The 26452-nt window shown below is 58.9% G+C and carries 28 protein-coding genes; 11 read left to right on the top strand and 17 right to left on the bottom strand.

The features are described 5' to 3' along the window. Positions 1-44 precede the first annotated feature (44 nt). A complete protein-coding gene (locus FX984_RS09835; RefSeq protein ID WP_027603998.1) occupies positions 45-941 on the top strand; it encodes a LysR family transcriptional regulator in 897 nt (298 codons plus the stop codon). 12 nt (positions 942-953) lie between these two features. On the opposite strand, the gene FX984_RS09830 is transcribed toward FX984_RS09835, so the two are convergent. Then, entirely contained in the window at positions 954-1607 is a 654-nt protein-coding gene (locus FX984_RS09830) for a TetR/AcrR family transcriptional regulator (RefSeq protein WP_027603999.1), read from the bottom strand. Between the two features lie 122 nt (positions 1608-1729). On the opposite strand from FX984_RS09830, the gene FX984_RS09825 reads away from it, so the two are divergent. Further along, complete coding sequence (locus FX984_RS09825; protein ID WP_027604000.1) at positions 1730-2947, top strand: MFS transporter; 1218 nt, start codon at positions 1730-1732, stop codon at positions 2945-2947. Positions 2948-3040: 93 nt separating this feature from the next. After that, complete coding sequence (locus tag FX984_RS09820) at positions 3041-3838, top strand: DNA/RNA non-specific endonuclease (protein WP_027604001.1); 798 nt, start codon at positions 3041-3043, stop codon at positions 3836-3838. 9 nt (positions 3839-3847) lie between these two features. Here the strand turns inward: FX984_RS09820 and FX984_RS09815 are convergent, their stop codons facing one another. From FX984_RS09815 to FX984_RS09805, 3 genes are read right to left on the bottom strand one after another with little or no spacing between them, the layout of a single operon-like run. Then, complete coding sequence (locus FX984_RS09815) at positions 3848-4027, bottom strand: DUF1289 domain-containing protein (RefSeq protein ID WP_027604002.1); 180 nt, start codon at positions 4025-4027, stop codon at positions 3848-3850. Positions 4028-4053: 26 nt separating this feature from the next. Beyond that, positions 4054-4956: a CDF family Co(II)/Ni(II) efflux transporter DmeF gene (gene dmeF, locus FX984_RS09810; RefSeq protein ID WP_146476685.1), complete on the bottom strand. Its 903-nt coding sequence runs from the start codon at positions 4954-4956 to the stop codon at positions 4054-4056. Continuing rightward, positions 4953-5228 carry a metal/formaldehyde-sensitive transcriptional repressor gene (locus FX984_RS09805; RefSeq protein ID WP_146476684.1) on the bottom strand — a complete coding sequence of 92 codons (276 nt, stop codon included), beginning with the start codon at positions 5226-5228 and terminating at the stop codon, positions 4953-4955. Before FX984_RS09805 ends, dmeF begins: the two co-directional genes overlap by 4 nt. 502 nt (positions 5229-5730) lie before the next feature. Here FX984_RS09805 and FX984_RS09800 point away from each other — a divergent pair. After that, positions 5731-6942 carry a YeeE/YedE family protein gene (locus FX984_RS09800; RefSeq protein WP_098479005.1) on the top strand — a complete coding sequence of 404 codons (1212 nt, stop codon included), beginning with the start codon at positions 5731-5733 and terminating at the stop codon, positions 6940-6942. A gap of 1 nt (position 6943) precedes the next feature. On the opposite strand, the gene FX984_RS09795 is transcribed toward FX984_RS09800, so the two are convergent. Next, on the bottom strand, positions 6944-7105 hold the full coding sequence (locus tag FX984_RS09795) for a DUF2986 domain-containing protein (RefSeq protein WP_065923882.1): 162 nt from the start codon (positions 7103-7105) through the stop codon (positions 6944-6946). 164 nt (positions 7106-7269) lie between these two features. Here FX984_RS09795 and panB point away from each other — a divergent pair, with 164 nt between their 5' ends. Then, positions 7270-8085: a 3-methyl-2-oxobutanoate hydroxymethyltransferase gene (gene panB / locus FX984_RS09790; protein ID WP_092355013.1), complete on the top strand. Its 816-nt coding sequence runs from the start codon at positions 7270-7272 to the stop codon at positions 8083-8085. Here the strand turns inward: panB and FX984_RS09785 are convergent. The 7 genes from FX984_RS09785 to FX984_RS09755 form a co-directional block, all read right to left on the bottom strand. Further along, positions 8073-9395 (bottom strand): aminotransferase-like domain-containing protein, encoded by a 1323-nt coding sequence (locus FX984_RS09785; protein ID WP_146476683.1) that lies wholly within the window; start codon positions 9393-9395, stop codon positions 8073-8075. The two genes, panB and FX984_RS09785, sit on opposite strands and share 13 nt — an antisense overlap. Positions 9396-9406: 11 nt before the next feature. After that, a complete protein-coding gene (locus FX984_RS09780; RefSeq protein WP_027604008.1) occupies positions 9407-10633 on the bottom strand; it encodes an MFS transporter in 1227 nt (408 codons plus the stop codon). A gap of 205 nt (positions 10634-10838) precedes the next feature. Further along, a complete protein-coding gene (locus FX984_RS09775) occupies positions 10839-11357 on the bottom strand; it encodes a DUF2569 domain-containing protein (RefSeq protein ID WP_146476682.1) in 519 nt (172 codons plus the stop codon). Positions 11358-11471: 114 nt separating this feature from the next. Continuing rightward, a complete protein-coding gene (locus FX984_RS09770) occupies positions 11472-12707 on the bottom strand; it encodes a type II toxin-antitoxin system HipA family toxin (RefSeq protein ID WP_027604010.1) in 1236 nt (411 codons plus the stop codon). Continuing rightward, positions 12700-12945, bottom strand: a complete 246-nt coding sequence (locus FX984_RS09765) for a helix-turn-helix domain-containing protein (RefSeq protein WP_027604011.1) — start codon at positions 12943-12945, stop codon at positions 12700-12702. The genes FX984_RS09770 and FX984_RS09765 overlap by 8 nt, the downstream gene beginning before the upstream one ends. Before the next feature lie 87 nt (positions 12946-13032). Continuing rightward, a complete protein-coding gene (locus FX984_RS09760; protein ID WP_027604012.1) occupies positions 13033-14073 on the bottom strand; it encodes an alpha/beta hydrolase family protein in 1041 nt (346 codons plus the stop codon). A 94-nt stretch (positions 14074-14167) separates the two neighbouring features. Beyond that, positions 14168-16189 carry a methyl-accepting chemotaxis protein gene (locus FX984_RS09755; protein WP_146476681.1) on the bottom strand — a complete coding sequence of 674 codons (2022 nt, stop codon included), beginning with the start codon at positions 16187-16189 and terminating at the stop codon, positions 14168-14170. A gap of 518 nt (positions 16190-16707) precedes the next feature. On the opposite strand from FX984_RS09755, the gene FX984_RS09750 reads away from it, so the two are divergent. Together FX984_RS09750 and FX984_RS09745 are read left to right on the top strand one after the other, a co-directional pair. Then, positions 16708-18246: an AAA family ATPase gene (locus FX984_RS09750; protein WP_146476680.1), complete on the top strand. Its 1539-nt coding sequence runs from the start codon at positions 16708-16710 to the stop codon at positions 18244-18246. Then, the gene (locus FX984_RS09745) at positions 18243-19229 is read left to right on the top strand and encodes a hypothetical protein (protein WP_146476679.1); all 987 of its coding nucleotides are present in this window, start codon (positions 18243-18245) and stop codon (positions 19227-19229) included. Before FX984_RS09750 ends, FX984_RS09745 begins: the two co-directional genes overlap by 4 nt. Positions 19230-19646: 417 nt before the next feature. Here the strand turns inward: FX984_RS09745 and FX984_RS09740 are convergent, their stop codons facing one another. Next, positions 19647-20267 (bottom strand): hypothetical protein, encoded by a 621-nt coding sequence (locus FX984_RS09740; protein ID WP_186511873.1) that lies wholly within the window; start codon positions 20265-20267, stop codon positions 19647-19649. Between the two features lie 184 nt (positions 20268-20451). On the opposite strand from FX984_RS09740, the gene FX984_RS09735 reads away from it, so the two are divergent. The 4 genes from FX984_RS09735 (at position 20452) to FX984_RS09720 (ending at position 22110) form a co-directional block, all read left to right on the top strand. Beyond that, the gene (locus FX984_RS09735; RefSeq protein ID WP_371914481.1) at positions 20452-20637 is read left to right on the top strand and encodes a CGNR zinc finger domain-containing protein; all 186 of its coding nucleotides are present in this window, start codon (positions 20452-20454) and stop codon (positions 20635-20637) included. 93 nt (positions 20638-20730) lie between these two features. Next, positions 20731-21237, top strand: a complete 507-nt coding sequence (msrA, locus tag FX984_RS09730; RefSeq protein ID WP_092354989.1) for a peptide-methionine (S)-S-oxide reductase MsrA — start codon at positions 20731-20733, stop codon at positions 21235-21237. Between the two features lie 138 nt (positions 21238-21375). Beyond that, the gene (locus FX984_RS09725; RefSeq protein WP_092354986.1) at positions 21376-21855 is read left to right on the top strand and encodes a hypothetical protein; all 480 of its coding nucleotides are present in this window, start codon (positions 21376-21378) and stop codon (positions 21853-21855) included. 12 nt (positions 21856-21867) lie between these two features. Beyond that, on the top strand, positions 21868-22110 hold the full coding sequence (locus FX984_RS09720) for a hypothetical protein (protein ID WP_027604020.1): 243 nt from the start codon (positions 21868-21870) through the stop codon (positions 22108-22110). A 15-nt stretch (positions 22111-22125) separates the two neighbouring features. On the opposite strand, the gene FX984_RS32880 is transcribed toward FX984_RS09720, so the two are convergent. The 4 genes from FX984_RS32880 to FX984_RS09700 all read right to left on the bottom strand — a co-directional run bounded on the left by FX984_RS32880 (position 22126) and on the right by FX984_RS09700 (position 26165). After that, positions 22126-22572: a hypothetical protein gene (locus FX984_RS32880; protein WP_249776258.1), complete on the bottom strand. Its 447-nt coding sequence runs from the start codon at positions 22570-22572 to the stop codon at positions 22126-22128. 99 nt (positions 22573-22671) lie between these two features. Next, positions 22672-23217 carry a hypothetical protein gene (locus FX984_RS09710; protein WP_146476677.1) on the bottom strand — a complete coding sequence of 182 codons (546 nt, stop codon included), beginning with the start codon at positions 23215-23217 and terminating at the stop codon, positions 22672-22674. 241 nt (positions 23218-23458) lie between these two features. Next, on the bottom strand, positions 23459-24784 hold the full coding sequence (gudD, locus tag FX984_RS09705; RefSeq protein WP_092354974.1) for a glucarate dehydratase: 1326 nt from the start codon (positions 24782-24784) through the stop codon (positions 23459-23461). A 19-nt stretch (positions 24785-24803) separates the two neighbouring features. Beyond that, positions 24804-26165: an MFS transporter gene (locus FX984_RS09700; protein WP_027604026.1), complete on the bottom strand. Its 1362-nt coding sequence runs from the start codon at positions 26163-26165 to the stop codon at positions 24804-24806. Positions 26166-26452 lie beyond the last annotated feature (287 nt).

Genomic DNA, 26452 nt, shown 5'->3' with positions numbered 1-26452 from the left:
TTTTATGATGTGATAGCATCGCTTTTTCTCATGAGTTGGTCGCCATGATCACCTTCAAGCAAATCGATGCGCTGTACTGGATCGCCGAACTCGGCAGCTTCGAAGCGGCGGCAAACAAGCTGAACATGTCTCAGTCGGCCATCTCCAAGCGCATCCAGGAGCTGGAAGACACCTTCGACGTCGAGATTTTCGACCGCAGCAAGCGCAACGCCCGGCTGACGGAGAAGGGCGGTGAGCTGCTCGACTATGCCCGCGACCTGCTCAACAGCCGCGACCAACTGCTCGAACGGGTCAGCGCCCGCGAGGTGCTGGTGCGCCGTTTTCGCCTCGGCGTCACCGAACTCACCGCCTTGACCTGGCTGCCGGCGCTGGTGGAAGCGTTGCGCCAGGCCTACCCCAAGGTGCAGATCGAACCGTCAGTGGAACTGAGCAGCGAACTGTTTCGCAAGCTGGAAAGCGACCAACTCGACCTGGTGATTGTGCCGGACGTCTACAGCGACCCGCGCTTCCACAGCACCGTCCTGCAAAGCGTGGAAAACGCCTGGATCTGCGCGCCTGGCCTGATCCCGCACCCCGACCCCGTCAGCCTGGAAGTGCTGGCCGATTACACCGTGCTGACCCAGGGTTCGCAGTCGGGCACCGGCCTGATCTACGAGCGTTGGCTGGCCGCGCACAATGTGCAGATGCCGCGCACCCTCACCAGCCATAACCTGCTGGTGCAGGTGGGGTTGGCGCTGTCGGGGATCGGCGTGAGTTATTTGCCCAAGGCGTGTCTGTCGCACTTGATCGAGCAGGGGGCGTTGCGTGCGCTGATTACACAGCCGCAGTTGCCAAGTATCCAGTATGTGGCATTGCACCGGCTGGACCGGCAATTCGGCCTGAACCAGGACGTGGGGCGGATGGCGCAGGCGTGCTGCGATTTTTCGCGGTTGCTGTTCTAGTCGGCTCGTAGGTTATGGTTTTTTTGCTGCAGGGCTGTGAGGACTGGGTGGTGCGATAGACGCGGCAACATCCCAGCTCACCAGCAACTGGCTGATCGCCGCGTCGAGGGTGGCATGGGGCACGTTGTCCCGCGCCAGGATCGACACCCCCTGCAAAAAACTGTCAAACACACTCGCCATCACGGCGGGCTGGGTCTGTTGCGGCAACTGGCCCAACCGAACCGCGCGCTCCACGCACGCCACAATCCCCGCCCGCGTACGCAGGCGCGACTGGGTCAACCCGTCGGCCACCCGCGCATTCTCAGGGCTGGGCGCACTCATCACGCCCAGCGCCACCATGCAGCCCTTGGGGTGCCCGTCTTCGCATTGCATGCGCGCCGACTGGCGCAGCGCGGTTTCGACGGCCTGGCGCGGGGGCAGGGTTTCGTCCCACAGGCATTCGGTGACCTGGGCGTAGGTCGCCAGGTAGCGCTTTACGCACTCGTCGAACAACGCCTCCTTGGAACCGAACGCCGCGTAGAAACTCGGCGCGGAGATCCCGCCGCCCAAACCCGCCTTGAGCTGGGCCAGGGAGGTGGCGTCGTAGCCATGCTGCCAGAACAGGTGCATGGCCTGTTCCACGGCGCGTTCGCGGTCGAAGGTGCGGGGGCGGCCCATTTGTGCCATGTCAGGTCTCCGGTGGGAAAGCGAGATAAATACTAGTCGATACATAAGTCGTTGACAACGCGGGGTGGTCGCCCGCAACATTTATATCGATCAGTATCTAAGTCTTGCCCAAGGAGTTTCCCGTGACCCCCTCACTCAGCTTATCGGCCTCATCCGAGCGCCTGCCCATCGGTGCCTTGCTCGCCCTGGCGATGACCGGCTTCATCTGTATCGTCACCGAAACCCTGCCCGCCGGCCTGTTGCCGTTGATCAGCGATGGCTTGGCGATTTCGCCGTCGATGGCCGGGCAGATGGTCACCGCGTATGCGCTGGGCTCGGTGCTGGCGGTGATCCCCATGACCATCGCCACCCGCGGCTGGCGTCGGCGCAATGTGCTGCTGCTGACCATCGTCGGTTTCCTGCTGTTCAACTCGATCACTGCGTTGTCGTCCCACTATGGCGTGACGCTGGTGGCGCGCTTCTTTGCCGGGGTGGCGGCGGGGTTGGCCTGGAGCCTGCTGGCCGGTTACGCCCGGCGCATGGTTGCGCCCCACCAACAGGGCAAGGCACTGGCGCTGGCGATGGTCGGCACGCCGATTGCGCTGTCGTTGGGGGTGCCGCTGGGCACCTGGCTCGGTGGCCTGGTGGGCTGGCGCACCACCTTCGGCCTGATGTCGGCCGTGAGCCTGATACTGATCGCCTGGGTGCTGGTGAAAGTCCCGGACTACGCGCCGCAGCCCGCCCATCAACGCCTGTCGCTGGGCAAGGTGCTGACCACGCCGGGGGTGCGCCCTGTGCTGGCGGTGGTGATCAGTTGGATGCTGGCCCACAACATTCTGTACACCTACATCGCACCGTTCGTGGCGCCGGCCGGTTTGGCCGAGCGCGTGGACCTGGTGTTGCTGGTATTCGGGATCGCTGCGCTGGCGGGGATTTGGCTCACGGCCAGGCTGGTTGAGCCGTTATTGCGCAACACCGTGCTGGCAAGCCTGGCGAGCTTTGCGCTCATCAGCCTGGTGTTCGGCTTACTGGGAACGATGCCGCAGGTGATTTACCTCGGCGTGGCGGTCTGGGGCCTGAGCTTCGGCGGCGCCGCGACCTTGCTGCAAACCGCCCTGGCGGATGCGGCGGGAGAGGGCGCGGATGTGGCGCTGTCGCTGAACGTGGTGGCGTGGAACAGCGCGATTGCCGGCAGCGGCGTGGTCGGTGGCGTGCTGCTGGACACCTGGGGCGTGGGCGCATTTGCGTGGGCGATGCTGCTGTTGGTGGCCGTGGCGTTTGCCATTGCCTGGGTGGCCAGCGCCCATGGCTTCAAGCCGGGCGTGCGGGGTGCGGGAAAACCGGCGTCGCTCGGGCACTAATTTGACATCTGCTAGTCCATAATCCTCGAAATATCATTCACTTGGCTCCATACGCGGAGCCTGCCGCTTCACTTTCCATCGAAGATTCAATCCATGCACCTACGCAACATTGCAGTTGGGCTATCGGCCTTTATCCTGTTTTCGGCCGGGGCGCATGCCCGTGGTGCGATAGACCTTTATTCCACTCAGGAACGGCAGTTGTCGTTCGACAGCTGTGCCGATGTATTCCCTGGCGCGACGCCGATCAAAACCGCAACCATCCCCGCCAGCATGAAACCCCTGGCGCTGTGCTCCGACCATTTCGCCGTGCTGTATTCGCAAACCAGCAAGACGCCGCTGGTGGTGGTCGAGCGCCTCAACGCCCGCCAGCTCAAGGACGCCAAAGGCGAGGAACGGACCAACCATTTCTACGCGGACCCGCGCATTCCCAAGGGCGCGCGGGCCGAGTTGAGCGATTACCATGGCCAGCAACCGGCCATGGATCGCGGCCATCAATCCCCGGCCGCCGATGCCCCCGATGCCAAGGCCATGGCCCAGTCGTTTGCGCTGTCGAACATGGTCCCCCAGGACCCCACCAACAACCGCAAGATCTGGAGCAAGGTCGAGGCCGACGTACGCAAGTTCGCGGTGCGCGCGGGCGGTGACGTGTATGTGTTTACCGGGCCGCTGTTTGATCCGGGCTACAGCACCATCGGCGACAACAAGGTGTGGGTGCCGACGCGCCTGTTCAAGCTGGTGTACGACGCCTCCAGCCAGCGCGCCTGGGCCTACGTGCTGCCCAACGCCGAAACGCGCATTCAGAAGCCGATGGACTACGACACCTTCGTGAAAAGCACCGGGCTCAAATTGCTGGGTAACCTTCCGGTATCCGGGTCGGTGGGGCGCTCCTGATCAAGCGGCTTACCTGGCTTTTTTCAACGCTTTCAAGCGTTGGGTTGCACGTTGCACGGCGGCCATTTTCTCGGGGCGCTTCATGCGTTTCCACTTGCGGATCTCGTCCTTGCTGCGGCCACAGCTGACGCACAGGTCGCCGCTGAGCTGGCAGGTGGAGACGCAGGGATTTTCGATGTCTTTAGCCAAGGGTTCACCTGGGTGGGGGTAAAGGCTTACGCCGAACGAAACTCAATGGTGAGGTGGCTCACTTCATGCACCGCCTTGAGACGCTCGCGAAGGGTGTCGGCATCCGTGGTCGCCTGGCCGAGCACACTCACGATCGCTGCGTGGGCGTCGGGGCCCACGCGCCACACGTGCAGGTCGGTAATCCTGGCGTCGCCGGGTTGCTCGACCAACGCGCGGATCTCGGCGGCGACGTGCTCATCGGTTTGATCCAAGAGCACACCGGCGGTCACCCCCATCAGGCTCCAGGCCCAGCGCGCGATCACGATGGCACCGACGATACCCATCACCGGGTCCAGCCACACCCAGCCCAGGTAACGCCCGGCCAGCAAGGCGGCGATGGCGAGGACCGAGGTCAGCGCATCGGCGAGCACATGCACATAGGCGGATTTGAGGTTGTTGTCGCTGCCGTGGCGGTGCTCGTGATCGTGCTCATGGCTGTGACCGTGGCCCAGCAACAGCGCACTGACGATATTCACCACCAGGCCCACGATGGCAATCAGGGTGGCGGTGCCGAACTGCACCTCGGTGGGTTCCAGCAGGCGGATCACCGACTCGACGCCAATGCCCAGGGCCACCAGCGCCAGGATCAGCGCCGAGGCGAAGCCACCGAGGTCGCCCACCTTGCCGGTGCCGAAGCTGTAGCGCGGGCTGCGCGCGTGGCGTTTGGCATAGGCATAGGCTGCGGCGGCAATGCCCAAGGCACCGGCATGGGTCGCCATATGAAAACCGTCGGCCAGCAGGGCCATGGAGCCGGTGAGGTAGCCGGCGGCAATTTCCGCCACCATCATCACCACCGTCAGCATCACCACCCACAGGGTGCGCCTGGCGTTCTCGTCGTGGGCAGCGCCGAGGAACACATGGTCGTGGGCGTGGTGGGGCATGAGCGTCATTTGGCGTAGCGCCGGATGGCTTCGAGCAGTTCTTCGACGCCCTTGCTGCGTTCCTCCTCGCTGAGGGAAGGATCGGCCACGTGCGCCCTGGTGTGTTCTTCGATGATTTCTTCCATCAAGCCGTTGATGGCACCGCGCGTAGCGGCCACCAGGTGCAGGGTCTTGGCGCAGTCGGCGTCCGACGCCAGGGCTTTTTCCACCGCCTGAATCTGCCCGGCGATGCGCTTGACCCGTTTTATCAGGCTGTCTTTGTTGGCTGCGATATGGCCCACGGTATACCCCCCCTACCTATAGTGCGGCGGAGTGTGTCATACCCCACCCCCCTATACAAGGTGGCTGCAGCGAGAGGTTGTTGTGTAGCCGACTGGGACCCTGTGGTGAGCGGGCTTGTCGAATCGTCGCACCGCCCGCGTTGGGCTGCGCAGCAGCCCCAAAACCAGGTGCGGAGGAGTACCTGATACACCGCATTCATCTTCATCAGGGGCGCTTCGCACCCCAGCGCGGGACAAGCCCGCTCACCACAGGAATTCGGTCAGCCTGAAATTGTTTATGCAAGACTCAAGACTTTTGGTTAAGTTTTAACCCTTAAAAATCAATTGGTTATGTTGAATTTTAGAGGGGTTATCGAGCCCTGGCGAGGCTGCGATGGCGGTGGCATCGCTTGCATCTACGTTGCCTGACACACCGCTATCGCAGCCTCGCTGAAGATCGACCACGCCCACAGGTTATACTCGCCCCTTCGCAATCACCCCTTCAAATCAAACCGAGATCCCCATGAGCACCTCTCTTTCCCTCACCCCTGCGCGCAAGCCTGTCGCGCCGCTGGTGGCCTTCGTCATCCTGGTGCTGGGCGCCTTGTTCCTGCAAAACAGCGTCGGTTCGCGCCAGGTGCTGTTGCTGGTGGTCGGCGCCGCACTGGGCTTGACCCTTTACCACGCTGCCTTCGGCTTCACCTCCGCCTGGCGCGTGTTTATCAATGATCGCCGTGGCGCAGGCCTGCGGGCGCAGATGGTGATGCTCGCGCTGGCGGTGCTGCTGTTTTTCCCGGCGCTGGGGGCGGGCACGTTGTTCGGGCAACCGGTGGTCGGGCTGGTGGCGCCGGCCGGGGTGTCGGTGGTGTTCGGCGCGTTTATTTTCGGCATCGGCATGCAGTTGGGCGGCGGGTGTGCCTCGGGCACGCTGTTCACGGTGGGCGGCGGTAATGCGCGCATGCTGGTGACCTTGTTGTTCTTTATCTGCGGTTCGCTGATCGCCACCCATCATGTGGACTGGTGGTTTGCGTTGCCGGCGTTCCCGGCGGTGTCCATCGTCAAGAGCTTCGGCGTGGTGCCGGCGTTGCTCGCCAGCCTGACCATGTTTGCGCTCATCGTGGCCGTCACCGTGCGCCTGGAAAAGCGCCGCCACGGCCAGCTTGAAGCCGGCGTGACCAGCGAACACCAAGGCCTGCGCCGCTTCCTGCGCGGGCCATGGCCGTTGGTATGGGGCGCGATTGGTTTGGCGCTGCTCAACTACGCCACCCTGGCACTGGCCGGGCGGCCGTGGGGGATTACCTCGGCCTTCGCGCTGTGGGGCGCCAAGGTGGCAAACGGGTTGGGTGTGGACGTGGCCAGCTGGGCGTTCTGGCAAATGCCGGGCAACGCCAAGGCCCTGGCTGCGCCGGTGTGGGAAGACATCACCAGCGTCATGGACATCGGCATCGTCCTCGGTGCGCTGTTGGCCGCCGGCCTGGCCGGGCGCTTTGCCCCCAGCCTGAAGATCCCGGCCCGCTCGCTGCTGGCCGCGGTGATCGGCGGCCTGCTGCTCGGCTACGGCTCGCGCCTGGCCTACGGTTGCAACATCGGCGCGTACTTCAGCGGTATCGCCTCGGGCAGCCTGCATGGCTGGGTGTGGCTGGTGGCGGCGTTTATCGGCAACGGCGTGGGCGTGCGCCTGCGGCCGTTCTTTTTCGCGGGTGAGCGTCGGCCCGAAGCGCTGAGCGGTTGCTGAGTTAACCCTCGGGGGACATGTCTGGCGCCTGGGCGGCCTCAGCCGCCAGCTTTTCCCGCTCGGCCTTGCTGATGTACTTATCCTTGGATTTCGGTGCCAATTTGGCGCTGGCCTTTTTGGCTTTGGCCTTGAACAGCTGTTGCAGTTTTTTCTGGCGATTCATGGGTTGTTACCTGGCGTGTACGTGCGCGGATGATACCAGCTTAAAAAACCGCGACGGCTGCCTGGGTCGCTTTTTAGCGCCGATCTGTGCATTGAATCGCCACGCCTTTCGCCAATACTCGGGCCCCGCATTCCCCGAGTATTGAACGCGATAAGGAACACACCATGAGCCTGCACACCCGCACCAAACGCATGACCGTGCCCCAACTGGTCGCCATGAAAGGCCAGCAGAAAATCGTCTCCCTCACGGCCTACACCAGCGCCATCGCCAGGCTGATCGATCCGTTGGTGGACTTCATTCTGGTCGGTGACTCCACGGCCATGGTCGGCTATGGCCGGCCGTCGACCTTGAGCATGCAGCTCGAAGAAATCATCGGCCACACCCGTGCCGTGGTCGACAGCACGCGCCTGGCCTGTGTGATTGCCGACATGCCATTTGGCAGCTATCAGGAATCCCATGAACAGGCGTTCCGCAATTGCGCCCAGGTGTTGGCGCGCACCGGCTGCGATGCGGTCAAGCTGGAAGCCAACCAGGCGCTGGCGGGCACCGTGGCGTTCCTGGTGGCGCGTGGTATTCCGGTGATGGCGCACGTGGGGCTGATGCCGCAGTTCGTCAACGTGATGGGTGGGTTCAAGGCCCAGGGCCTCACGGCTGAAACCGGCGCAGTGATTGCCGAAGACGCCCGCGCCAATCTGGAGGCGGGCGCTTTCAGCCTGCTGCTCGAGGGTGTGGCCGAAGGCGTGGCGCGGCAGATCACCCTGGACTCGAACAGGCCCACCATCGGCATCGGCGCCTCACCGGCCTGCGACGGCCAGGTGCTGGTCACCGAAGACCTGTTGGGCCTGGGCGGCGAGCATCTGCCGCGCTTCGTCAAGCAGTACGCCGATGTCGGCGCGGTGATTCGCGATGCGTGCGAGCGGTTTGCCGACGACGTGCGCCAGGGCCGCTTCCCCCAAGCGCAACACTGCTACGGGCTTTGACGGATCGCCTGGGCCAACAGCTGCACGGCCTGGGTGATGTCCTTGCTCCAGTCGAGGGTGTAGCTCAGGCGCACATGCTGCGCCCAGCTGCCGTGCAGGCTGAACAACTGCCCCGGAGCGATCACGACGCGCTGGGCCAGCAGGCGTTCGAACACGTGCCCCATGTCGACCGGGCGCCTGGCCTCCAGCCAGAAACTCGCGCCGCCATGGGGTTCGACCACGTGCCACTCGCCGTGCGTTTCCAGCAGGGCTTTCATGCGCGTCATCCGTTCCCGCAAGGCCGCGCGCAGCATCAGCAGGTGCTGATCGATGCGCCCGGAGGTGAACAGCTTCACGATCGCTTTCTGACGGGTCGGCGACAGGCGAAATCCCCGCTCCAGGAACACCCGCTGCAACTGCGGCCCTTGCCCGCGACACAGCACATAAGCGTAGGGTGCCTCCGCGCCGATCACCTTGTCGAAGGTCGAGAACACCAGCAGTTTCTGTGGGTCGGCAAAGTCGCGATAGCGGGCGGTGGGCGGCTCGAAATACAGCTCGCCGTAGGTGTCGTTTTCGAACAGCCAGATGTCCCGCTCTGCCAGCCAGCGGCAGATCTGCTGTTTATCCTGCGCCGGCATCACGCCGCCCTGGGGCACGTTCACGCTGGATGACAGCACCGCCAGGCGGATCGGCTCCCGCTCGAGCAGTGCCTGGAAGGCGGGCAGGTCGAAGCGCCCGTCCGCGCCGAGGGGCATTTCAATCACGCGGATATTCGCCGCCTGCAACTGACGCAGCACCGCCCACGAACACGGCGACTCCACCAGCGCCAGCGTGCCACGCAACGCCAGGGCGCTGAGCGACAGGTCCAGCACGCTGTGCAGGTCCGAACCGATATACACCTGTTCGGCCTGCCAATAGCGCTGGGTGGATTGGGTGTAGCGCGCGGCCAGTGCCGCACGCAACTCGGGCTCGCCGAATGGCAGGTACAGCGGCGTGAGGGCGCGCGGGGCGTCGCTGCTCAGGGCCAGCATGCCCGGCTGGCGGGCGTTGGCGAATACCTGGTCGAGCAAATCAGGCGAACCTTCGCTCAACAGCGGCGCCGGCACGGCCCGGGTGAAATAGCCGCGCTTGGGCCTGGCCTGGACACGCCCCTCATCCTCCAGCAGCGCATAGGCGTACTTGGTGGTCGATACCGACACGCCCAGGCGCCGGGCCAACTGGCGCAGGGACGGCAGTTGGCGTTCGCCTGCCGAAGGGCTCGCCTCGATCAACTCGACAAGGTAGCGGTACACCGCCTGATAGGCGAAAGAAGCGTCGTTGGCGGTATCCATGGACCCTCGGTTTAGCCAGGCTGGGCCGCCAGGCTATTACTGATGTTGCGCCCCAGCACCAGCACTGTAACAAAACCGCAGCCCACCAGTGCCGTGGCCAGGCTCAACAGCACCGAGCTGCCCAGTTGGTCGACGATGCGCCCGCCGAAGAACGAACCCAAGGCAATGATCACCTGGAACAAGGCCACGAACAGCGGCATGCCGCGTTCGACATCCTTGGGCGCCACCACAAACATCCAGATACTGGCACAGGCCGGGAAGGCGCCGAAGGCGAAGCCCCACAGCCCGATCAGCATCGCTGCGCCGGTCATGCCGGTGGCGAAGTGGGGGAACAGCGCGGTGCTGGTGCCGATCATCAGCGCCACCAGCAACAGGGTGTGACGCACGCTGCGGTTGGCGGCGAAACCGGCAAAGATATTGCCGAACACCCCGGCCACGCCGAAGAGCAGCAACAGCGAACCAATCGTCGGCCCGTCGAAGCCGGAACTGTATTTGAAGAACGGCGCGACATAGGTGTAGGCCGCAAAGTGCGCCAGGCCGATCAACAGCACCGCGATCAACCCGATCCGCGCCTGTGGGTTGATAAACAACGCCGGCAGGTCGCTGACGCGAATGGCCTTCTCCGGGGTGAGCCGCGGCAGCAGGAACACCTGCGCCAACAGCACCGGCACGCCCAGCAGTGCGGTGACCAGGAACGTCATGCGCCAGCCCATCAGGCCGCTGAGCCAGGTGCCGACCGGCACGCCGAGCACGGTGGCCAGGGTCACGCCCATCATGATGATCGAGGTGGCCTTCGCCACGTCCACACCCCTGGGCGCCAGGCGCCCACTGAGGGCAATGGCCGTGGCCCAGAACCCGCCGATGCTGATGCCCAGCAAGACACGGCCGAACAGCAGCAGGCTGAAGTCACTGGCAAAGGCCACCACCGAGTTGGCGATGATCATGATCAACGTCAGGCCGATCAGCAGGTAACGCCGGTCCATCGCGCCAATGCTCACCGACAGGAACGGCGCAGCGAGGGCGGCCATGATGCCGGGCAACGTCACCATCAGTCCGGCGTGGCCGGCGCTGATACCGAGGTCGCTGGCGACGTCGTTGAGCACACCTACCGGCAGGAATTCACTGGTCACCAGGGCGAAAGCGCCCACCGCGACCGAGAGGATTGCCAGCCACTGCTGTTTGACGCTTTGCTGATTATGTTCGGGACGGCCGCTGGGGGCCTGGAGGGCACTTGGCATGATGCTGGGTTCCAAGGGGGATGTCGCCTGAGGCCAGGCGAAGGGGAAGAATTGGGAGGCGATTATAGGAATCGGGCCTGGCCACCCTATAGGCGAGCGGTTCGATAGTAATCATCAGTGCTATCGATGTGAGGGGGCTGCGTAGTTCAGCGGCATCGCCTTGGCAGCCTGCCAGTCATCCGGCAGGCGCTCGATGCTCACCGCGTCAAGGGCTGACGATGCCCGGCGCTTGCGCCGCAACCGGCCGGTGTTGGACAAACGTTGCCTTGACCCTTTTGGAGAACAGTATGTAGGGGACCCAGATCGAGGTGGACACCAATCCGCGGACGGTTTCCTTGGTCGTGTTGTAGTCGAATATGGGTTCATCCACCAGAACAAGCGAGCTGAACCATGCATCAAGTGGAACGTAAACAGCCGAGGCGATGAGCGTGACGATATAAACCTTGGGGAATAAATAATGTTCGCAGAAGAACAGGTAAACCAAATAACCAAAGGCCGCGATAAAGACTGCATTGACGAGGGTTTCTGAAATCAGGATCGCGCCCCACAGGGCGTTAGTCATCGTCGTGCCGGATGAGGTGAGGATGCTGAACGAGCCATCTGCGAATATTGGGTAATACACCGCGATAAGGGCATAACCCAGGCGCGCCAAGGCTATAAACAGGCCCAAGCCAACCACGATCAACCAACCGCCAAGTCCGTTCGGGTGTTTACTTTCTTGCATGTTCGCTCCGCAGTTCAATAGCGTTAAAACGATAAATAGTCAGCCGTGCTGCTGAATCACCGGCCTCGGCCATGCCCCCCGGCTTGAAGAACGACATATACCAGGCAAGCAAAATCACGGCGGCTCAATACTCCTCGCCAGCCCTGTCGCCCATGCAGCGGTCATCTTTTCCCCAACAACATCAAATTCCGGGTGGGTGCTTCGATAGTCCGAAAGCTCCACCATTGCACGGCTCATGCCGCTGTGGACTCTGGCGAGCAATTCATTGCAACGAGCCTCTGTCAAATTGCACGAACTGCGCCCGAACTGGACCAGCATCTTACGTTTTGGCCAAGCCTTTGAGCCACCGAGCAACAGACCCATAATATCGTTGACTTGGTACACCGTGGTCGTCACAAGGTCGTAAGCCGGCGCGAGCCAAATATCGGCATCTTCTGCGCAGTTCTCATAGAGCAGGCCAAAGTTTTTCAAGTGCCCGTCTCCATTTTGTATGCCAGCGCAGAGCGCCACCATCATAAAGAAGTCCTCAAGTGCCTTAGTCACAAGAGAAGGAGAGACGTAAGTCTTGATCAACTTCGCGCAGCCCTGGTAGCTGCCGTCGTACTTTTTATCTGTCCCCCATCCGGATAAGACGCACATATCCTCAAAACCAAGGTAGGCGCTGTCACCGATATCGAACCGTTTGACCACCAGAAACTTACCCTGCTGACTCAACTGGCATTCAGGCACTTCAAGGCCTGTATGAAGTGCCGCGCGCATGCAGAAAAACTCATTGGCCGCCAGTTGCGCGAAGTCTGAATCATTGAAGGCCTTCACCAAGTGCGTAGCGCCACGATGGGTGAGACGCGCAACGTCAGGATTCGTATCGTCAGCGTCGCGCACCAGTACCTTCGGCTGAACGCCAGAAACGCCTGAGTAGGCTGCGTAGGTTTTCATCAGGTCGTCGAACAGATCTTTCGCCCCGTCATACACGAGCAGCTCGGAGAGTTTTATTTCAGGTAGTAACTCATCCGCAGTGGCTCGGGCGACGCTGATTCGGCCCAACTGATGGGGGCCGACGATACCCAGCAATGCGAAGTCATCAAAACCTCGCACGGACTTGCTGAAACGTCTCACAAGCTCCGCTTTCAGGTGGCCTTCGGGGAGATGCATCTCAAACAGGGGATGGATGCCATACGCCCAGATGTAGCTCTCCAGGCGCACGGGCATGGTCAGCGAAACCGCGTTCTTTTCGGTGACTGCCTGGTTATATGAAAACACCGAATCGCGCTGGTTTTCTTCACTGCGCCCGAGTATTCCGGCATACACGCCGCTGGCGCCGATGTGCAGCCGATCGCTTTGTCTAGTCATGGACGTTTTCTGCTTTCAGTTCATCCAGCGTTTTGCGTCGACGCTTAGGTGTCGCGGTTAACTCGTACCCTAACCCTTCAAGGATCGCAGCCACCTTGCGAATTCCCACTTCGGGGATGGTGTTGTTCTCGATTCCGGAGATGGTTGCACGACTCATACCGTGCCGAAGTGCGAGCTGGCTTTGGGAAAGGCCAGCCGCCTTTCGCAGGTTTTTGATCAGGAAACCTAAATCGTCCACAGTGTTTGCATCCTATACAATGCATTTGTGAGGGTTAATACACTTATGCATCGTATTTGATTCGTTTTTTCTTGAATAGCCTTTTCTTTAGTTAGGCGCTTTGCGCCCCAAAAACTCACTGATCAGCCCCACCACCTGCTGCTGAATCACCGCCCGTGGCCGAGCCCCCTCACCATCGCGGCAAATCATGCCGTCGCCCGGTGAACTCTCCTCGATCAGCGCCATGCCCCCCGGCTTGCAGATCGACATAAAGCTGAAGTGCGTAGCGTCGGCGATCTCCACGTACTTCGTCGTTGCTTCAGGCAGCCGCTTGACCATGTCGGCGGACTCCAGCTGCGGGTCCATATCCTCCGACGGCACGCCCCCCGCAATCACCAGCGCCGGTACCGGCAATGCAGCCAGGCTGGCGTCGGTGAAGCCGCGGGACAGGCCCAGGTCCAGGGACACGATGGCGGTGACGCGCTTGTCGCTCAAATCCGCCGCCAAGCGCGCTTTACCTTCTGGCGTGCCGGCGGGGTTCATCTCCTGGTAGCCGATGCAACCGCCGAGCTTGGGGTGGACGCTGCAGTCGCGGCTGAACAGCTCGGGATCGAAGCGCGCCCCGGCGAGTTCCAGCACGGTCCAGCCGCCCAGGGAATGGCCCACGGCGGCGATCTGGCCTTTCGCGACCGCGCCAAATGGCTTTGGCTGGGCCAATACCGCATCGATCACGCGGCTCAGGTCGGCCGGGCGTAGCCATAACTGCGCGGCGGTTTGCGGGTTGCGATCCTGGGTGGTGGTGCCGGGGTGGTTGACCGCCGCGACGATGTAGCCCTGATGCGCCAGCGCACTGGCCAGCCACACCTGCTTGCCCCAGTTACCGCCATAACCGTGGGAGAGCACCACCAGCGGATGCTCACCGGCAGCCGGCGGGGCGTCGGGTACGGCGAGGGCACCGATGAACACCGCGTTGTCGGCGATCAGGGTGGGTTTGGCGGTGGTGGTGGCGGGGTACCAGACGACCAGTTCGAGTGGTCGGTTGTCTTGCGCATCGGGCAGGGTGACGGTCTTGAACCCGACGGGGTTTTCGGCGGCGAAGGCAGGAGCGGTCAGGCACAGCAATAGCAGGGCGGCGAGGGCGTTTTTCACGGTTGTTATCGTCCTTGATATGAGCGACGCATCATGCACTGAATCCCCCGTTCAGTGCCATGAGCCCCGCGCCATTTTTACCTGCCGTTAACGCCTACCCATGGGTCAACCCCGTCAACGTATCCGCAATGGTCTTGGTCCGTTGCGCCGTACCCTCCGTCGCCCGGCTCGACGCCTCCAGCACATCCAGCATCTCCCGCAGCGCACCCACCCCGGTGGACTGGTCTTCAATCTGCTGGGCCACCCGCTGGATCTCACTCGACAACAAGTCGATATCCACACCAATTTCCGCCGCATTCTTGCGCGTGATTTCCGCCAGCTTGCGCACCTCGTCCGCCACCACCGCAAAGCCCCGGCCCAGGTCGCCCGCGCGCGCCGCTTCAATGGCGGCGTTGAGCGCCAGCAAGTTGGTCTGCCCGGCGATCTGCTGGATCACCTGCACAATCGACTGGATACGCAAACTCGACCCCGCCAGCGTGCGCGCCCCCTGCACCGCGACATCCGCCTGGCTCGACAGCCCCTCGACCGTGGCCCCGGCCTGGGCAGACACGCTGTTCTGCTGGCCAATCGTGCCCACCAGTTCATCCATCGAGGCGTGCAACTCGCCGGAGTAATGCTTGAGCTGCGAAGCGATGTCCTCCTGCTGACGCTCGGCCTGGGCCAACACCAGGCCCAAGTCGGCCAGGCCCTCGAAGACTGGCAGGATATTGCGGTCCAGGCCTCGGGTATTCAGGGTGTCGGTGAAGTCATTGTTCTTGAATGCGGTAATCTGCTTGACCACCACATGGTTCAACCCCGCCAGCTTCTTCACCTGACGCCGTAGGAAAAACGCCTTGAACTCGCCGTAATGGGCGATGAAATTGTCCACGTACTCATCACTGAAACTCGCACCCTTGGCCACCCGAAAGAAGAAAATCGCCGTCAGCGTCTGGTTCAGGTTCAGGCCCAGAATCTCCCCGAAGGTCGAAAACCCCGCCAACGGCACATCCCCAAAAATGCCGGCCATGCTGCCCAGCTCGGCGCCGTTATTCAGCCGGCGCAGAATGCAGTCATTCAAAATCCCCGCCACCGGCTGGCCACCCTTGCCGCGCAGGAACTGCTCATAGTCCAGGCGCGTCGCCTCCCGCAATGGGGTACGCCGCACCATCACCAACTCCTCGCCCGGCGCCACGTCGCAAAACAACTGCACGATCTGCTGCTCATAATCGATGCGCGCGATGGACCGCACAAACAACTCACTGCCCACCCGAATCGCAAACGAATAATCCGCCAGCTTCGACTCCAACGCCTGGGGCGCGCAACTGAACGCATCACACAGCGCCTGCACCATGCTCTTGATATTGCCGCTGCTGTCGATCACCTGGTCAATCGTGCGGTCCTCCACCGACGCGGTCAGCACACTGAAGGTCAAATCCGCCGGTTTAAAGTTCTGGCTCTTGAACACCCCAAACCGCACATGGGCCGCCGTTTTCAGGAACACAATCTGCGCATGGTTCTGATAACTGCGCTGGCCGTCATGAATCAGCGTCTTCTGGAAATCCGACTTACCACCGGCCGATCCCCCTACAAACAAACACGGAAACCGCCCCGACTCATACAGCGCCTCCATGAAAAACGACTCCGACGCCGACAACCCATCGAACACCACATACGCCAAGGTATCGCGATGATCGATCGACGTCCGTACCTGCACCCGCTTGATATTCGCCACCAACTTGGCAATCCGCTCCTGCATCCCCAGGCGAGTGCCGCCACCGCGAATGTCCTCACACTCCAGCGGCACCATCACCACCTCGGCCGAAGCGATCAGACTGTCGTCGAACAACTGCAACACCACCCGGTCCCAGCGCTCGCCGGTGGCGCAATACAGCGAACCGGGCGCGTTGCACAGCTCGCCGGAGGTGGTGCACAGGCTGAGGGTGGACTGGGGGAAACGACGCTTGAGCTTTGCGGCGATGGCGTCGATGTCCAGGTGGGGGGAGATGAAGCCGGTGATCAAAGTGGGGTTGATGCGTAGAGCGCTGAGAGCGGCGTCCAGGTTGTTGGCGGTGCTGGTGAGGGTGGTGGTGCCTTGGCGAGCGGGCCGGGATTTTTTCAGGAGGGAGAGTGGATTCATGGGGTGGGCTCGGTCGGGTGGGGATGCGGGGGTAGGCATGTGATTAGTAGGGTTATCGGCAGGTTGGGTGGGGGCTGGAGGGGGAGGGTGGGGGATGCGACGGATGGACGCGGGGGGTCTTAGGTTGGTGTTTATAGAGGGGCTGCTTTCGGCCCAGAGTGTGTAAAAACGCTTCGCCAAAATTGAAGTTCGCGCGTCTACGTTAAATCTGACATTTATCGGCATGTCAGCAGATGTGGATTTCACGCAAATGCGCGATTTCCAATTCGGTTTTGAATCCCCGTCACGCTCGAAAACGTTTTTACACAGCCTCGGCCAGAAGCGGTCACCCTCGATCGACAAAAAAACGGGCGAATCAAGTTTCGACCATTTGCGACACCTTGCTCACTATGTCACGGGCGTCACGGGTCAACGGCCTAAGGGACTGCACGGTGCGCGGCGAAAAACACCTCGCGCGAGACTGTGAATGTAGGAGGCTTTGTGCCATTATCGCTGCAGATTTTGATCAAGGACGAATCATGTTAGAAACATTATCAATTAAAAATTTCAAAGCATTTTCAGATTGGCAAGATATAAAGCTTGCACCGATAACCCTGATTTATGGCCCCAATTCATCTGGCAAAAGCTCAATAATTCACTCCATAATGCTTTTGAAGCAATCCATAACAAGACCTAATGTTCAGGGCGGCTTAGTATCAAACGGCGAATATGTTGACTTGGGTGACTTTTCTTCGATGGTTCATGGGCACAAACGAGAAGACCCGATAGCGTTCAAGTTTTCTTATCTTCCAACAACAAAACAGTCAGTTTCAGGTCTTGATTTTGACGTGTTCGGAAAATCAAGAAAAAGAGAGTACGAGCTTACATACAGGCACATGGATGGAGAGAAAGAGCACAAAGGATTTTCCTATATTGATTCTATGTCGGTATCGGTTAGTAATGCGGATGATAATGCTATTTTATTTTACACCGAAATAAATTCGGCATTACCGCGGAAGGTCCAAGAGCTCAGGTCTGACTTAGCAAAGCTTGAAAAAAGTATCGAATCAGCGACTGATAAAGAAAAAAATAAACTTTCATTGCAACTTGATGATTTTAGAAGAAAAGCGCCTGCCATAAAAATCGCAGCGGCAAAAACTTTTTCATTTTCCGGTCGCAAGGCATGGTCGTCTGCGAGCGAATATTTGAAAGGGAGACCTAGGTTCAACAATAAAGAAATTGATATAGATAAGCTGCTTGACTACGTCACTTTTCGAAGCGACCTTAATTATGCAACACCATCAATGGCGACCTATGAAGGCAAAGCCAATCCGTCAAAAGATACCGAGGGTATTTTTTATTTGAACTTTACATACGGGAGTTTAGCAAGAGACTTAAAAGATAAATTTAGTTCGGTTACCTATCTTGGCCCTTTGCGAAGCCACCCTAGCCGAATTTATGCTCCTAAGACTGATCAGAATGATTCAGTAGGTAAGCAAGGGGAAAACGTTGCACGATTTATTTACGAAAGGCCTGAAATAACAGAAGATATAAATCACTGGTTTTCATCTTTCGAAGTTCCCTACGAATTATCGTCCGCAGGGATTGGGAACGACGTTTCAGGACCTGTAATTTGCCTCCAGCTGAAAGACAAGCGGACTGATGTTATAGTTGGGCCTTCAGATGTCGGGTTTGGCATAGGACAAATGTTGCCAATAATCGTTGAAGGACTCGTTAGAGATGATAGCGTTATTTGTGTAGAGCAGCCTGAAATCCATCTTCACCCTAGGCTTCAAGCAAACCTAGCAAATTTTTTCGTGAAAACATGCGATAGCAATCAGTGGATCATAGAAACACATAGTGAGTCTCTTCTTCTCAGATTGCAGGCAATGATTGCAAGAAAAGAACTATCACCAAAACAAGTCGCCATATACTACGTAGAACCAACTAAGGCTGGAGGCGAAATAATACCTATTCGGCTGGATAGTGATGGCGATTTTATCGATGCATGGCCGGAAGGCTTCTTTGAAGAGCGCCTTAGAGAGAAGTATCGGGATAAAATGGTGACCCCGAAATGATTTCAGAATTCTCCTTAGATAAAAACTTTTTTTCGTCTGGCGTTCTCAATAGCGAGTCTATAAGCGTAGCTCATGATTATTTGACTAACGCATGGATCGACCTTGGTGTACTGATTCTGCCTCAAGGTGCAAGCGACGAATTTTTAGGGCTTATAGATAATCTGCCAAATAAGTTTCGCCAGCGCTGGGTCGAGGCGTTTGAGTATGGAAAGAAGGCAGAGGTGAATCGTGGATGGTGGGAGTTTAGCAATTACGAAAGTTTCGAGAGCCTTTGCGAGTTGAACTCTTTGTTTAAAATAGCTTTCGCTGATGAAGACCTAGGCTATCTATTGTCTGGAGATGAGACTAGCAAGAGGATATGCCAACAATCAGGTTTTGAAATGTTGGGGGCTGGTGTTTGCAGTGAGTCCTCACATATTAGTAATTCTCTAAGGCTTTCTCAGTCAGATATCTTGGAAGTCGATACCGCAGAGCAAGTATGGCGAACAAGATTCGAGCCGCTTGCTCGTTTTTCAAAAAAAATCACGATTATAGATAGATATTTTTTTGAATCCATTTGGCGTGCGGCTCAAGACAAAAAAAATGACGCCGGATTATTTAATTTTTTCACCTTTTTATCTGCGCTCGGAAAAAAATACAATGTTAAAATTATTTCGCATGGAGGGGAAAGACATAGTGATTTTCATTGTGCTGTAAGCGTTGCATTTTCAACCTTGCTCCGTAGTAATCAAAAGTTCTCCTCCGCACTTGAAAGCCTTACGCTAATTTCCGCAAGTGAAGATTTTTTCAAAAAAGAGTCGCATGATAGATTTATAGGTTTTGATCGTCATGTATGCCAAGTTGGAAATGGAATGCGAGTTCTAGGCGCTACGCCATTACCAAGGAGTACTTTTCTCGCTAAATTTGACAGACTTGGCGAACTCGCCAATCGAGAATCCTCTGCGAGTAAATCAGCTTATAAATTATGGTCTGAAACGGAGTAGCGTTGGATAGTCCTAGGCTTCTGGACGCATCTGAGACGGTTTGCGCTAATTTGCTTTTCCCTACTGCAAAGTTTGTTTGGGGTCCGATGATGGCTGACCGTCCGCTACCGACCGATTCTGTTGAAAAAGTCGGCCATGGTTTTCACGGGAAAAGAGTATGCGATTGAAATGAAAATCTCTACTTTCAGCAGAGGATTCCAGGCTCATTTCACGTAGCTGCGCGCAATAAGTGCGTTTCAGCAATCAGTATACGGGAAGTCAGGAAGAACCGACTTTTTCAACACAGTCGGCCGATTACTGCCGTTCGTGATGGGCAGAGACATATTGCATGTCTGCAATTAGCCGTTTTCTGCCCATCGCTAGAGGGAGAAAACGCCCCAAACTTGTCTGTCACTTATATGCAGTTATTTTCAAAGATCACCGGATCAGTATTGCGCTTTCTAAGACGATGGCATTAGGGGCATAGCGTTGGAAGGCCTGCAATACAGCTTCGCGGTCTTTTTCGCTAATACCTGACCCCAACGTTACCGTCATGTGGTCAAGCATTAAGGTATCTATCGGCAGATCTATAAAAGGAAGATCTGGCGATGGTGCTCCTGTTCCCAAGGAATACCATTTTTCCATTACATTGAGGAGTTCATGCTCATATTCATCAAGATTGTCTTCATAGGTTAACTCTGGCCCTCGAATAGCCATTAGCGTAAACCGAAACTCAGATTGATTTTCCCAATGTGCGGCCTTTATCCGGCATAACCTAGAGCCTCCGGTAATCTCAGTTATCTCTGGAGTTGAGCGAATGAACTGCTTCACATAGTCAGCAGGATCTTCGACATATAGAACGTCACCACTGAAGGATTTCTCGTCTGCCCATGGCATAAGTACAAAGCCTTTGCCGAACATTGTTTCTTTTGCAAATGGTGCTGGCACGTCATTGAGTCTAAGTCCCACCTTCTTTAACTCTTCGTCCGTGGATTTATATGGACGGCTAAGCTCAAGTCGCAATTTTTTCAACGGAAATGGAGAGCTTTTGAAGCCCAAGCGGACGCCTCGGTGCTGATCCGCGTAGCGGAACCACTGTCCTGATTTCTCCTGGAGCGCCGCGAGAAACCAGAGTCGCGGCGTTATCGTTGACGTTTTTCGCGAGCAAGCTCGCTCCTGCATTGGGTTGCGTTGATCACTGGAGGTTGTTGTCGAGGGACGCCCGGCCAGCCTGCTTGGGCCGGTGGCCGAGTCGCTGGTGGGCTTGGTCACGAACGATAAGTTTGAATTTGTCCGGCAGTGCGAGGCCCACGATTGCGTGCTGTTGTTCCATGACCTGAGCAAGTCGCACCGTCGCCGCTGGTGCAGCATGGCGACCTGCGGCAACCGGATGAAGGTGGCGGCGTTTCGTTCCAGGAATAAACCTTGAGTCGATAGGGGGCAGTTTTTCTTTGATTGAACTTGGTATTGCTCAGCATTGCCCCATAACTATCCCTGTCTCCATTAACCGCAAGGACAGACCATGACCAACCCAACCGAAACCGCCATCCTCGCCGGCGGCTGCTTCTGGGGCATGCAGGACCTGTTGCGACGCTACCCCGGCGTGCTGCAGACGCGCGTCGGCTATACCGGTGGCGATGTGCCGAATGCCACCTACCGCAACCATGGCAACCATGCTGAAGCGATTGAGATCGTGTTCGACCCGGCGGTGATTTCCTACCGGCAGATCCTTGAGTTCTTTTTCCAGATCCATGATCCGAGCACGCCGAACCGGCAGGGCAATGATCTGGGGCCAAGCTATCGTTCGGCGATTTACTACCTGAGCGAGCAGCAACGGGAGATTGCCGAAGATACTGCGGCTGACGTGGATGCCTCCAACCTGTGGCCTGGGCCTGTGGTCACGGAAATTGAACCCGCCAGGGAGTTTTGGCAGGCGGAGCCGGAGCATCAGGATTATCTGGAGCGGATACCCAACGGCTATACCTGCCACTTCATCCGGCCGAACTGGAAGTTGCCCAAGCGGACTTGAACGTGAGTAGCGCCGGGGGGAAGGTCGCGACAGGTGAGAACGGCCTGACCCCCTATTTTCTCATTTCCTTTCTTATGCCTTGAATCCACTGCCCGCCTTCTAGAGAATCCCCGCCTTTGGCTCGAAAGGATGCGTGCGATGAAGTTCGAAGGGACGTTCCAATACATGGGCAATCACGGGATCGTGTTCAACGTTTCGCAGATCACCCTCACCGACAGCGAACGCGGACGCCTGCGCGAGCTGCATTTTGGCGAGGCGAAAAGTGCCCATTACGAGGTCAACAGCAAGGTCGTCGAGGTGTACGACAAGATGTTGGCCAAGAGCCTGCCGTGCGTGATGATGATCGGCATCTCCAAGCCACTGACGCGGCAACAGGGCGACACCCTCAATGCCCAGCGCACCAGGATCGCCAACCTGGCCGCCAGTGCCTTCGCTGGCGCCACTTCTGCTGTGGCTTCCCCTTACGTGGGTGTTCCTGTTGGCGCGGGTGTGCGCATGTATGCCAATGAAATCCTGCCCACCTATCATGCCGGCGACGTACTGGTCAGCATCGAAGCGCAGGTCAACGGCGGCATCGGCCCGCAACGCAGCGCCTCGACACTGATCATCAAGACCTGACGGGAGAAGCACATGTCTGACATTACCCAGTTGGTCCTGGCCCTGGTGCTGTTTTTTCTGCTCGATCGGTTTGTTAAACCGTACCTGCTTCGCACGTGGCTGGGGGGGCTGCTGGTGGTGGCGGGGGCGGTCGGCTGCGTGGCGGCGAGCCAGGTCCGTCCATGGGGGGCTGACCTGGGGTTGCTGTCGATCTTTGCGGTGGCGTTGGGGGTGGGGTTGTTCCTGAAGCGGCGGCGGTTCGAGCGAGTCGGTTGAAGGGGGGCCAGCTCATTAGCCATTACAGCTCTGCTTGTTGATTTCGAACCGTCCAACCTCTTTTACATTTTTGCTGCCGAATATGTAAATGAAGGTGCCACCCAATGAAATGATGGACTGGGCCCTTGGCATTTGCGCGGCGCAGACAGCCTGGGTGATGCTTGATTTCATCACGCCCAAGTCAACGTCCTCGGGATGGGTATCGTAATCGACCAACGTGTAATAGAACTTGAGGGCGTGACTGTTGGCCGCTTCCGCGCGAACGAAGGTTAGATGCTCGTCGATCTTTCGATTCCCGGGCGTCGTTCGTGCGGTCACGATGATGAGGTCGCTGAGGAAGCTGGGTTTGCTGGGCTGGGGTGTTTCCTGGAAGGCCTGTATGACTAAAACCCCGACCAGGCTCAAAAACAGTAACCCCCATGCCGAATACACAAACGCATTTTTGGTTTTTGCTGTTGCCATGCCCTGGTTTCCTTGCGTTTGAGGCCCGCAGTGGCGGCGCGACTGTCTCACAGACTCAGTGGTGCGTTCCGATACCGAGGCATGAACCCGCGAAATTGATCAGACGTGCACCGTTGGTGGCGTGAGGTCGGTTTCTTGCGCTTCGGGCGCGTCAGCAAGTTGCATGGCTGACAGCGCTTTCAGCTTGAAATAGGGGCCTGTGAAGCGTGTGCCTCCATCCAGTGTGGCGAGCGTGATCCGCTCTGAATCGCACCGATGGAAGGGGGTGAACATACGTTTCTTGGGGTAGTAAACGCCTTCCTGCGTCTCGGAATACTTCAAGGAAAGTATCGCGTTTTGCAGCGCCGCAGGGCTGACAGGGCTGGCCATGCACCACTCGGAAAGGGCGGCATCGTGGTACATCCTGTAGGTCGCCCCTATGCATGCACCCAGGATGCCGCTGTAGAGGACGTTGATCTTGAATGTGGCGGTGATGCCAACGCTGTGTGCAACGAACAGCATAAGGGCCGTCGCTACAAAGCAGAGGAGGGTGCTCTCCAGCAGGGCCAATGCCTTGTAAGGGTCTACGGCCAGTTGGTCTTTGAGCTTAAGTCGTGTGACGGCCGTGTCGGCGTGTTGTGGCGCGTGGGTGTCAAGCGGTTTCAAGCGTTACCCCTCCTGGGTTGAGTCTTCCTGATCGAGAACGGCTCGCATTTTACGCAAAGTAAAGCGGCTGTGCAGGACGTTTTTTTTGGGCTTCATCTCTATCGTCTGCCGCCTCAGCTTGCCCCCGATGGCGGAGTGTCAGTCGATACATGTCTGGCTGACACTCCGCCATCGGGGCAAGCCCCTCCCACATGGGATTGATGGTGTTCTGGAGACCGAGCCGCCCCCAGAACCCAGCGCTTCAGCGCACCAGGCAAGGCTGCTTGTTGTTATAGCGCCACCCCGGAATCAGGAACTGCATCGCCACGCTGTCATCCCGTGCGCCGAGGCCCATGCCTTTGTACAGTTCGTGGGCCTTGGCCACGGCGTCCATGTCGATGTCCACGCCCAGGCCGGGCTTGGCCGGCACCTTCACATAGCCGCCTTCGATTTTCAGCGGTTCGCGGGTCAGGCGTTGGCCGTCCTGCCAGATCCAGTGGGTGTCGATGGCGGTGATGTCGCCCGGGGCGGCGGCGGCCACTTGGGTGAACATGGCCAGGGAAATATCGAAGTGGTTGTTGGAGTGCGAGCCCCAGGTCAGGCCCCACTCATGGCACATCTGCGCCACGCGCACCGAGCCTTGCAGGGTCCAGAAGTGCGGGTCGGCCAGGGGAATGTCCACCGATTGCAGCTGGATCGCGTGGCCCATTTCGCGCCAGTCGGTGGCGATCATATTGGTGGCGGTTTTCAGGCCCGTGGCGCGGCGGAATTCGGCCATGACTTCGCGCCCCGAGTAACCGTTTTCGGCGCCGCATGGGTCTTCGGCGTAGGCGAGCACATGGTGCTGGTCGCGGCACAGGCGGATGGCTTCTTTCAATGACCAGGCGCCGTTGGGGTCGAGGGTGATGCGCGCATCGGGGAAGCGTTCGGCCAGGGCGGTGACGGCTTCGATCTCTGCGTCGCCACTCAATACGCCGCCCTTGAGCTTGAAGTCGTTGAAGCCGTACTTGGCCTTGGCGGCTTCGGCCAGGCGCACCACGGCCTCGCTGGTCAGGGCGGTTTCATGGCGCAGGCGAAACCACGCATCGTCGCTGTCGGCTTCGTTGCGGTAAGCCAGGTCGGTGGCGCTGCGGTCGCCGACATAAAACAGGTAGCCGAGCATTTTCACCGCATCACGCTGCTGGCCTTCGCCGAGCAGGGCAGCCACCGGCACTTCGAGGAACTGGCCCAGCAGGTCGAGCAGGGCGGCTTCCATGGCGGTGACGGCATGGATGGTGATGCGCAGGTCAAAGGTTTGCAGGCCACGGCCCGCCGAATCCCGTGAGGCAAAGGTGCTGCGCATCTGGTTGAGGACGCGCTGGTACTGGCCGATGGGTTGGCCGATCACCAGGCTGCGCGCGTCTTCCAGGGTTTCGCGGATGCGTTCGCCGCCGGGCACTTCACCGACGCCGGTGTTGCCGCTGCTGTCCTTGAGAATCACGATGTTGCGGGTAAAAAACGGTCCGTGGGCGCCGCTGAGGTTGAGCAGCATGCTGTCGTGACCGGCCACCGGGATGACCTGGAAGTGGGTGATGACGGGAGTATTCATGGCTAATTCCTAAAGAGGCTCAGAGAGATTTGCTGATGGCAGCGCCGGTGGGCACGGCGCCCGGCGAGGCAGATGCGGCAGCGGGCGAGGTCTTGGCGAAGAACACCAGGATCGCGGCGAGCACCGAGGTGCCGGCCAGGCCGTAGAGACCGCCCTGGATCGAGCCGGTGGTCTGCTCCAGGAAGCCGAAGGTGGTCGGCGCAACGAAGCCACCCAGGTTGCCGATGGAGTTGATCAAGGCAATCACGGCTGCGGCGATGCGCACGTCCAGGTAGCCTTGTGGGATGGGCCAGAACAGCGAAGACGCCGACTTGAACCCAATGGCCGCAAAGCAGATCGCCACGAACGCGAAGATCGGCCCGCCGGTGGTGGACATGAACATGCCTGCTGCGGCAATCAACAGCGCAGCCGCAACCCAGGCCTGCTGGAACTTGAATTTGCCCGACAGCGTCGCGAAGGCGTACATGGCGATGATCGAGATCAGCCACGGGATCGAGTTGAAGAAACCCACCTGCACATCGCTCAGGTCACCCATCTTCTTGATGATGCTCGGCAGCCAGAACGTCGCCGCGTAGATCGTCAGTTGAATGCAGAAGTACAGGGCGCAGAACAGCAGGATCTGGCGGTCCCTGAGCAGCTTGCCGAGGGTCGGCTTGACGCTGGTCAGGGCTTCACGCTCGCGCTGTTCCTGGTCGATGGCGTTGACCAGCGCATCCTGTTCTTCGCGGGTCATCCATTTGGCGTCGTGGGGCTTGGAATCGAGCCAGAACCACACAAAGAAACCGATCACCACCGAGGCCAGGCCTTCGATGGCGAACATCCATTGCCAGCCGTGGAAGCCGAACCCTTCGATCTGCAGCAGCGCGCCTGACAGCGGGCCGGAGATCAACGAGGCCACCGCCGAGCCGCTGAGGAAAATCGCAATGGCCTTGCCGCGCTCAACCCCCGGCAGCCAGCGCGTGAAGTAGTAGATCACCCCAGGGAAGAACCCGGCTTCGGCCACGCCCAGCAGGAAGCGCAGGATGTAGAAGTGGGTTTCGTTCTGGATGAACGCCATCAGCGTGGCGACGATGCCCCAGGTGAACATGATGCGGGTCAGCCAGATGCGCGCGCCGACCTTTTGCAGCAGCATGTTGGAGGGCACTTCAAAGAGCGCGTAGCCGATGAAGAACAGCCCGGCACCGAAGCCATAGGCGGCAGCTCCGATGCCCAGGTCATGTTCCATGTGCGTGCGCACAAAGCCGATATTGACCCGGTCGATGTAGTTGAGGATGAACATGATCACGAACAGTGGGAGCACATGGCCCTTCACTTTGCTCACGGCGCGCGCGAGGACCGGATCACTTTCTGGTGCGGCAGATGCATGGCTTGAATTGTTCACAATTCAAAACTCCCCCTGATTGTTTTTATGCGGGTTTGCGTGTTTTGTTGATGGACATCATACAAGTGAGCTTCTGAGATTCGCAATGCGGTCGTGAGTGATTTGTTCTTATAAGACCGTACGGTTATCGGGTATTTTGGTTATTTGATTAATGTTTATTGGGGTTTTTGGCGGGGTAAAGAAGGTTGGTTGTCGCGAGTTCTTCACGGTGACGATGATTGAGGTAAGGCAGGCATCAGATTGGTTGTCATACAAGTTGACTGGCTTTTGAATCAACACCGCCTCGT

Origin of the sequence: Pseudomonas marginalis (genome assembly GCF_008692035.1) — a bacterium.
GTDB lineage: Bacteria > Pseudomonadota > Gammaproteobacteria > Pseudomonadales > Pseudomonadaceae > Aquipseudomonas > Aquipseudomonas marginalis.
This window is presented reverse-complemented; position numbering and strand designations above follow the sequence as displayed.

Coding starts and splice junctions, on each gene's coding strand:
- FX984_RS09750 (WP_146476680.1), top strand. CDS start 16,708: ATGTTAGAAACATTATCAATTAAAAATTTCAAAGCATTTTCAGATTGG.
- FX984_RS09820 (WP_027604001.1), top strand. CDS start 3,041: ATGCACCTACGCAACATTGCAGTTGGGCTATCGGCCTTTATCCTGTTT.
- FX984_RS09775 (WP_146476682.1), bottom strand. CDS start 11,357: ATGCAAGAAAGTAAACACCCGAACGGACTTGGCGGTTGGTTGATCGTG.
- gudD (WP_092354974.1), bottom strand. CDS start 24,784: ATGAATACTCCCGTCATCACCCACTTCCAGGTCATCCCGGTGGCCGGT.
- msrA (WP_092354989.1), top strand. CDS start 20,731: ATGACCAACCCAACCGAAACCGCCATCCTCGCCGGCGGCTGCTTCTGG.
- FX984_RS09785 (WP_146476683.1), bottom strand. CDS start 9,395: ATGGATACCGCCAACGACGCTTCTTTCGCCTATCAGGCGGTGTACCGC.
- FX984_RS09770 (WP_027604010.1), bottom strand. CDS start 12,707: ATGACTAGACAAAGCGATCGGCTGCACATCGGCGCCAGCGGCGTGTAT.
- FX984_RS09830 (WP_027603999.1), bottom strand. CDS start 1,607: ATGGCACAAATGGGCCGCCCCCGCACCTTCGACCGCGAACGCGCCGTG.
- FX984_RS09800 (WP_098479005.1), top strand. CDS start 5,731: ATGAGCACCTCTCTTTCCCTCACCCCTGCGCGCAAGCCTGTCGCGCCG.
- panB (WP_092355013.1), top strand. CDS start 7,270: ATGAGCCTGCACACCCGCACCAAACGCATGACCGTGCCCCAACTGGTC.
- FX984_RS09725 (WP_092354986.1), top strand. CDS start 21,376: ATGAAGTTCGAAGGGACGTTCCAATACATGGGCAATCACGGGATCGTG.
- FX984_RS09745 (WP_146476679.1), top strand. CDS start 18,243: ATGATTTCAGAATTCTCCTTAGATAAAAACTTTTTTTCGTCTGGCGTT.
- dmeF (WP_146476685.1), bottom strand. CDS start 4,956: ATGACGCTCATGCCCCACCACGCCCACGACCATGTGTTCCTCGGCGCT.
- FX984_RS09720 (WP_027604020.1), top strand. CDS start 21,868: ATGTCTGACATTACCCAGTTGGTCCTGGCCCTGGTGCTGTTTTTTCTG.
- FX984_RS09835 (WP_027603998.1), top strand. CDS start 45: ATGATCACCTTCAAGCAAATCGATGCGCTGTACTGGATCGCCGAACTC.
- FX984_RS09795 (WP_065923882.1), bottom strand. CDS start 7,105: ATGAATCGCCAGAAAAAACTGCAACAGCTGTTCAAGGCCAAAGCCAAA.
- FX984_RS09755 (WP_146476681.1), bottom strand. CDS start 16,189: ATGAATCCACTCTCCCTCCTGAAAAAATCCCGGCCCGCTCGCCAAGGC.
- FX984_RS09780 (WP_027604008.1), bottom strand. CDS start 10,633: ATGCCAAGTGCCCTCCAGGCCCCCAGCGGCCGTCCCGAACATAATCAG.
- FX984_RS32880 (WP_249776258.1), bottom strand. CDS start 22,572: ATGGCAACAGCAAAAACCAAAAATGCGTTTGTGTATTCGGCATGGGGG.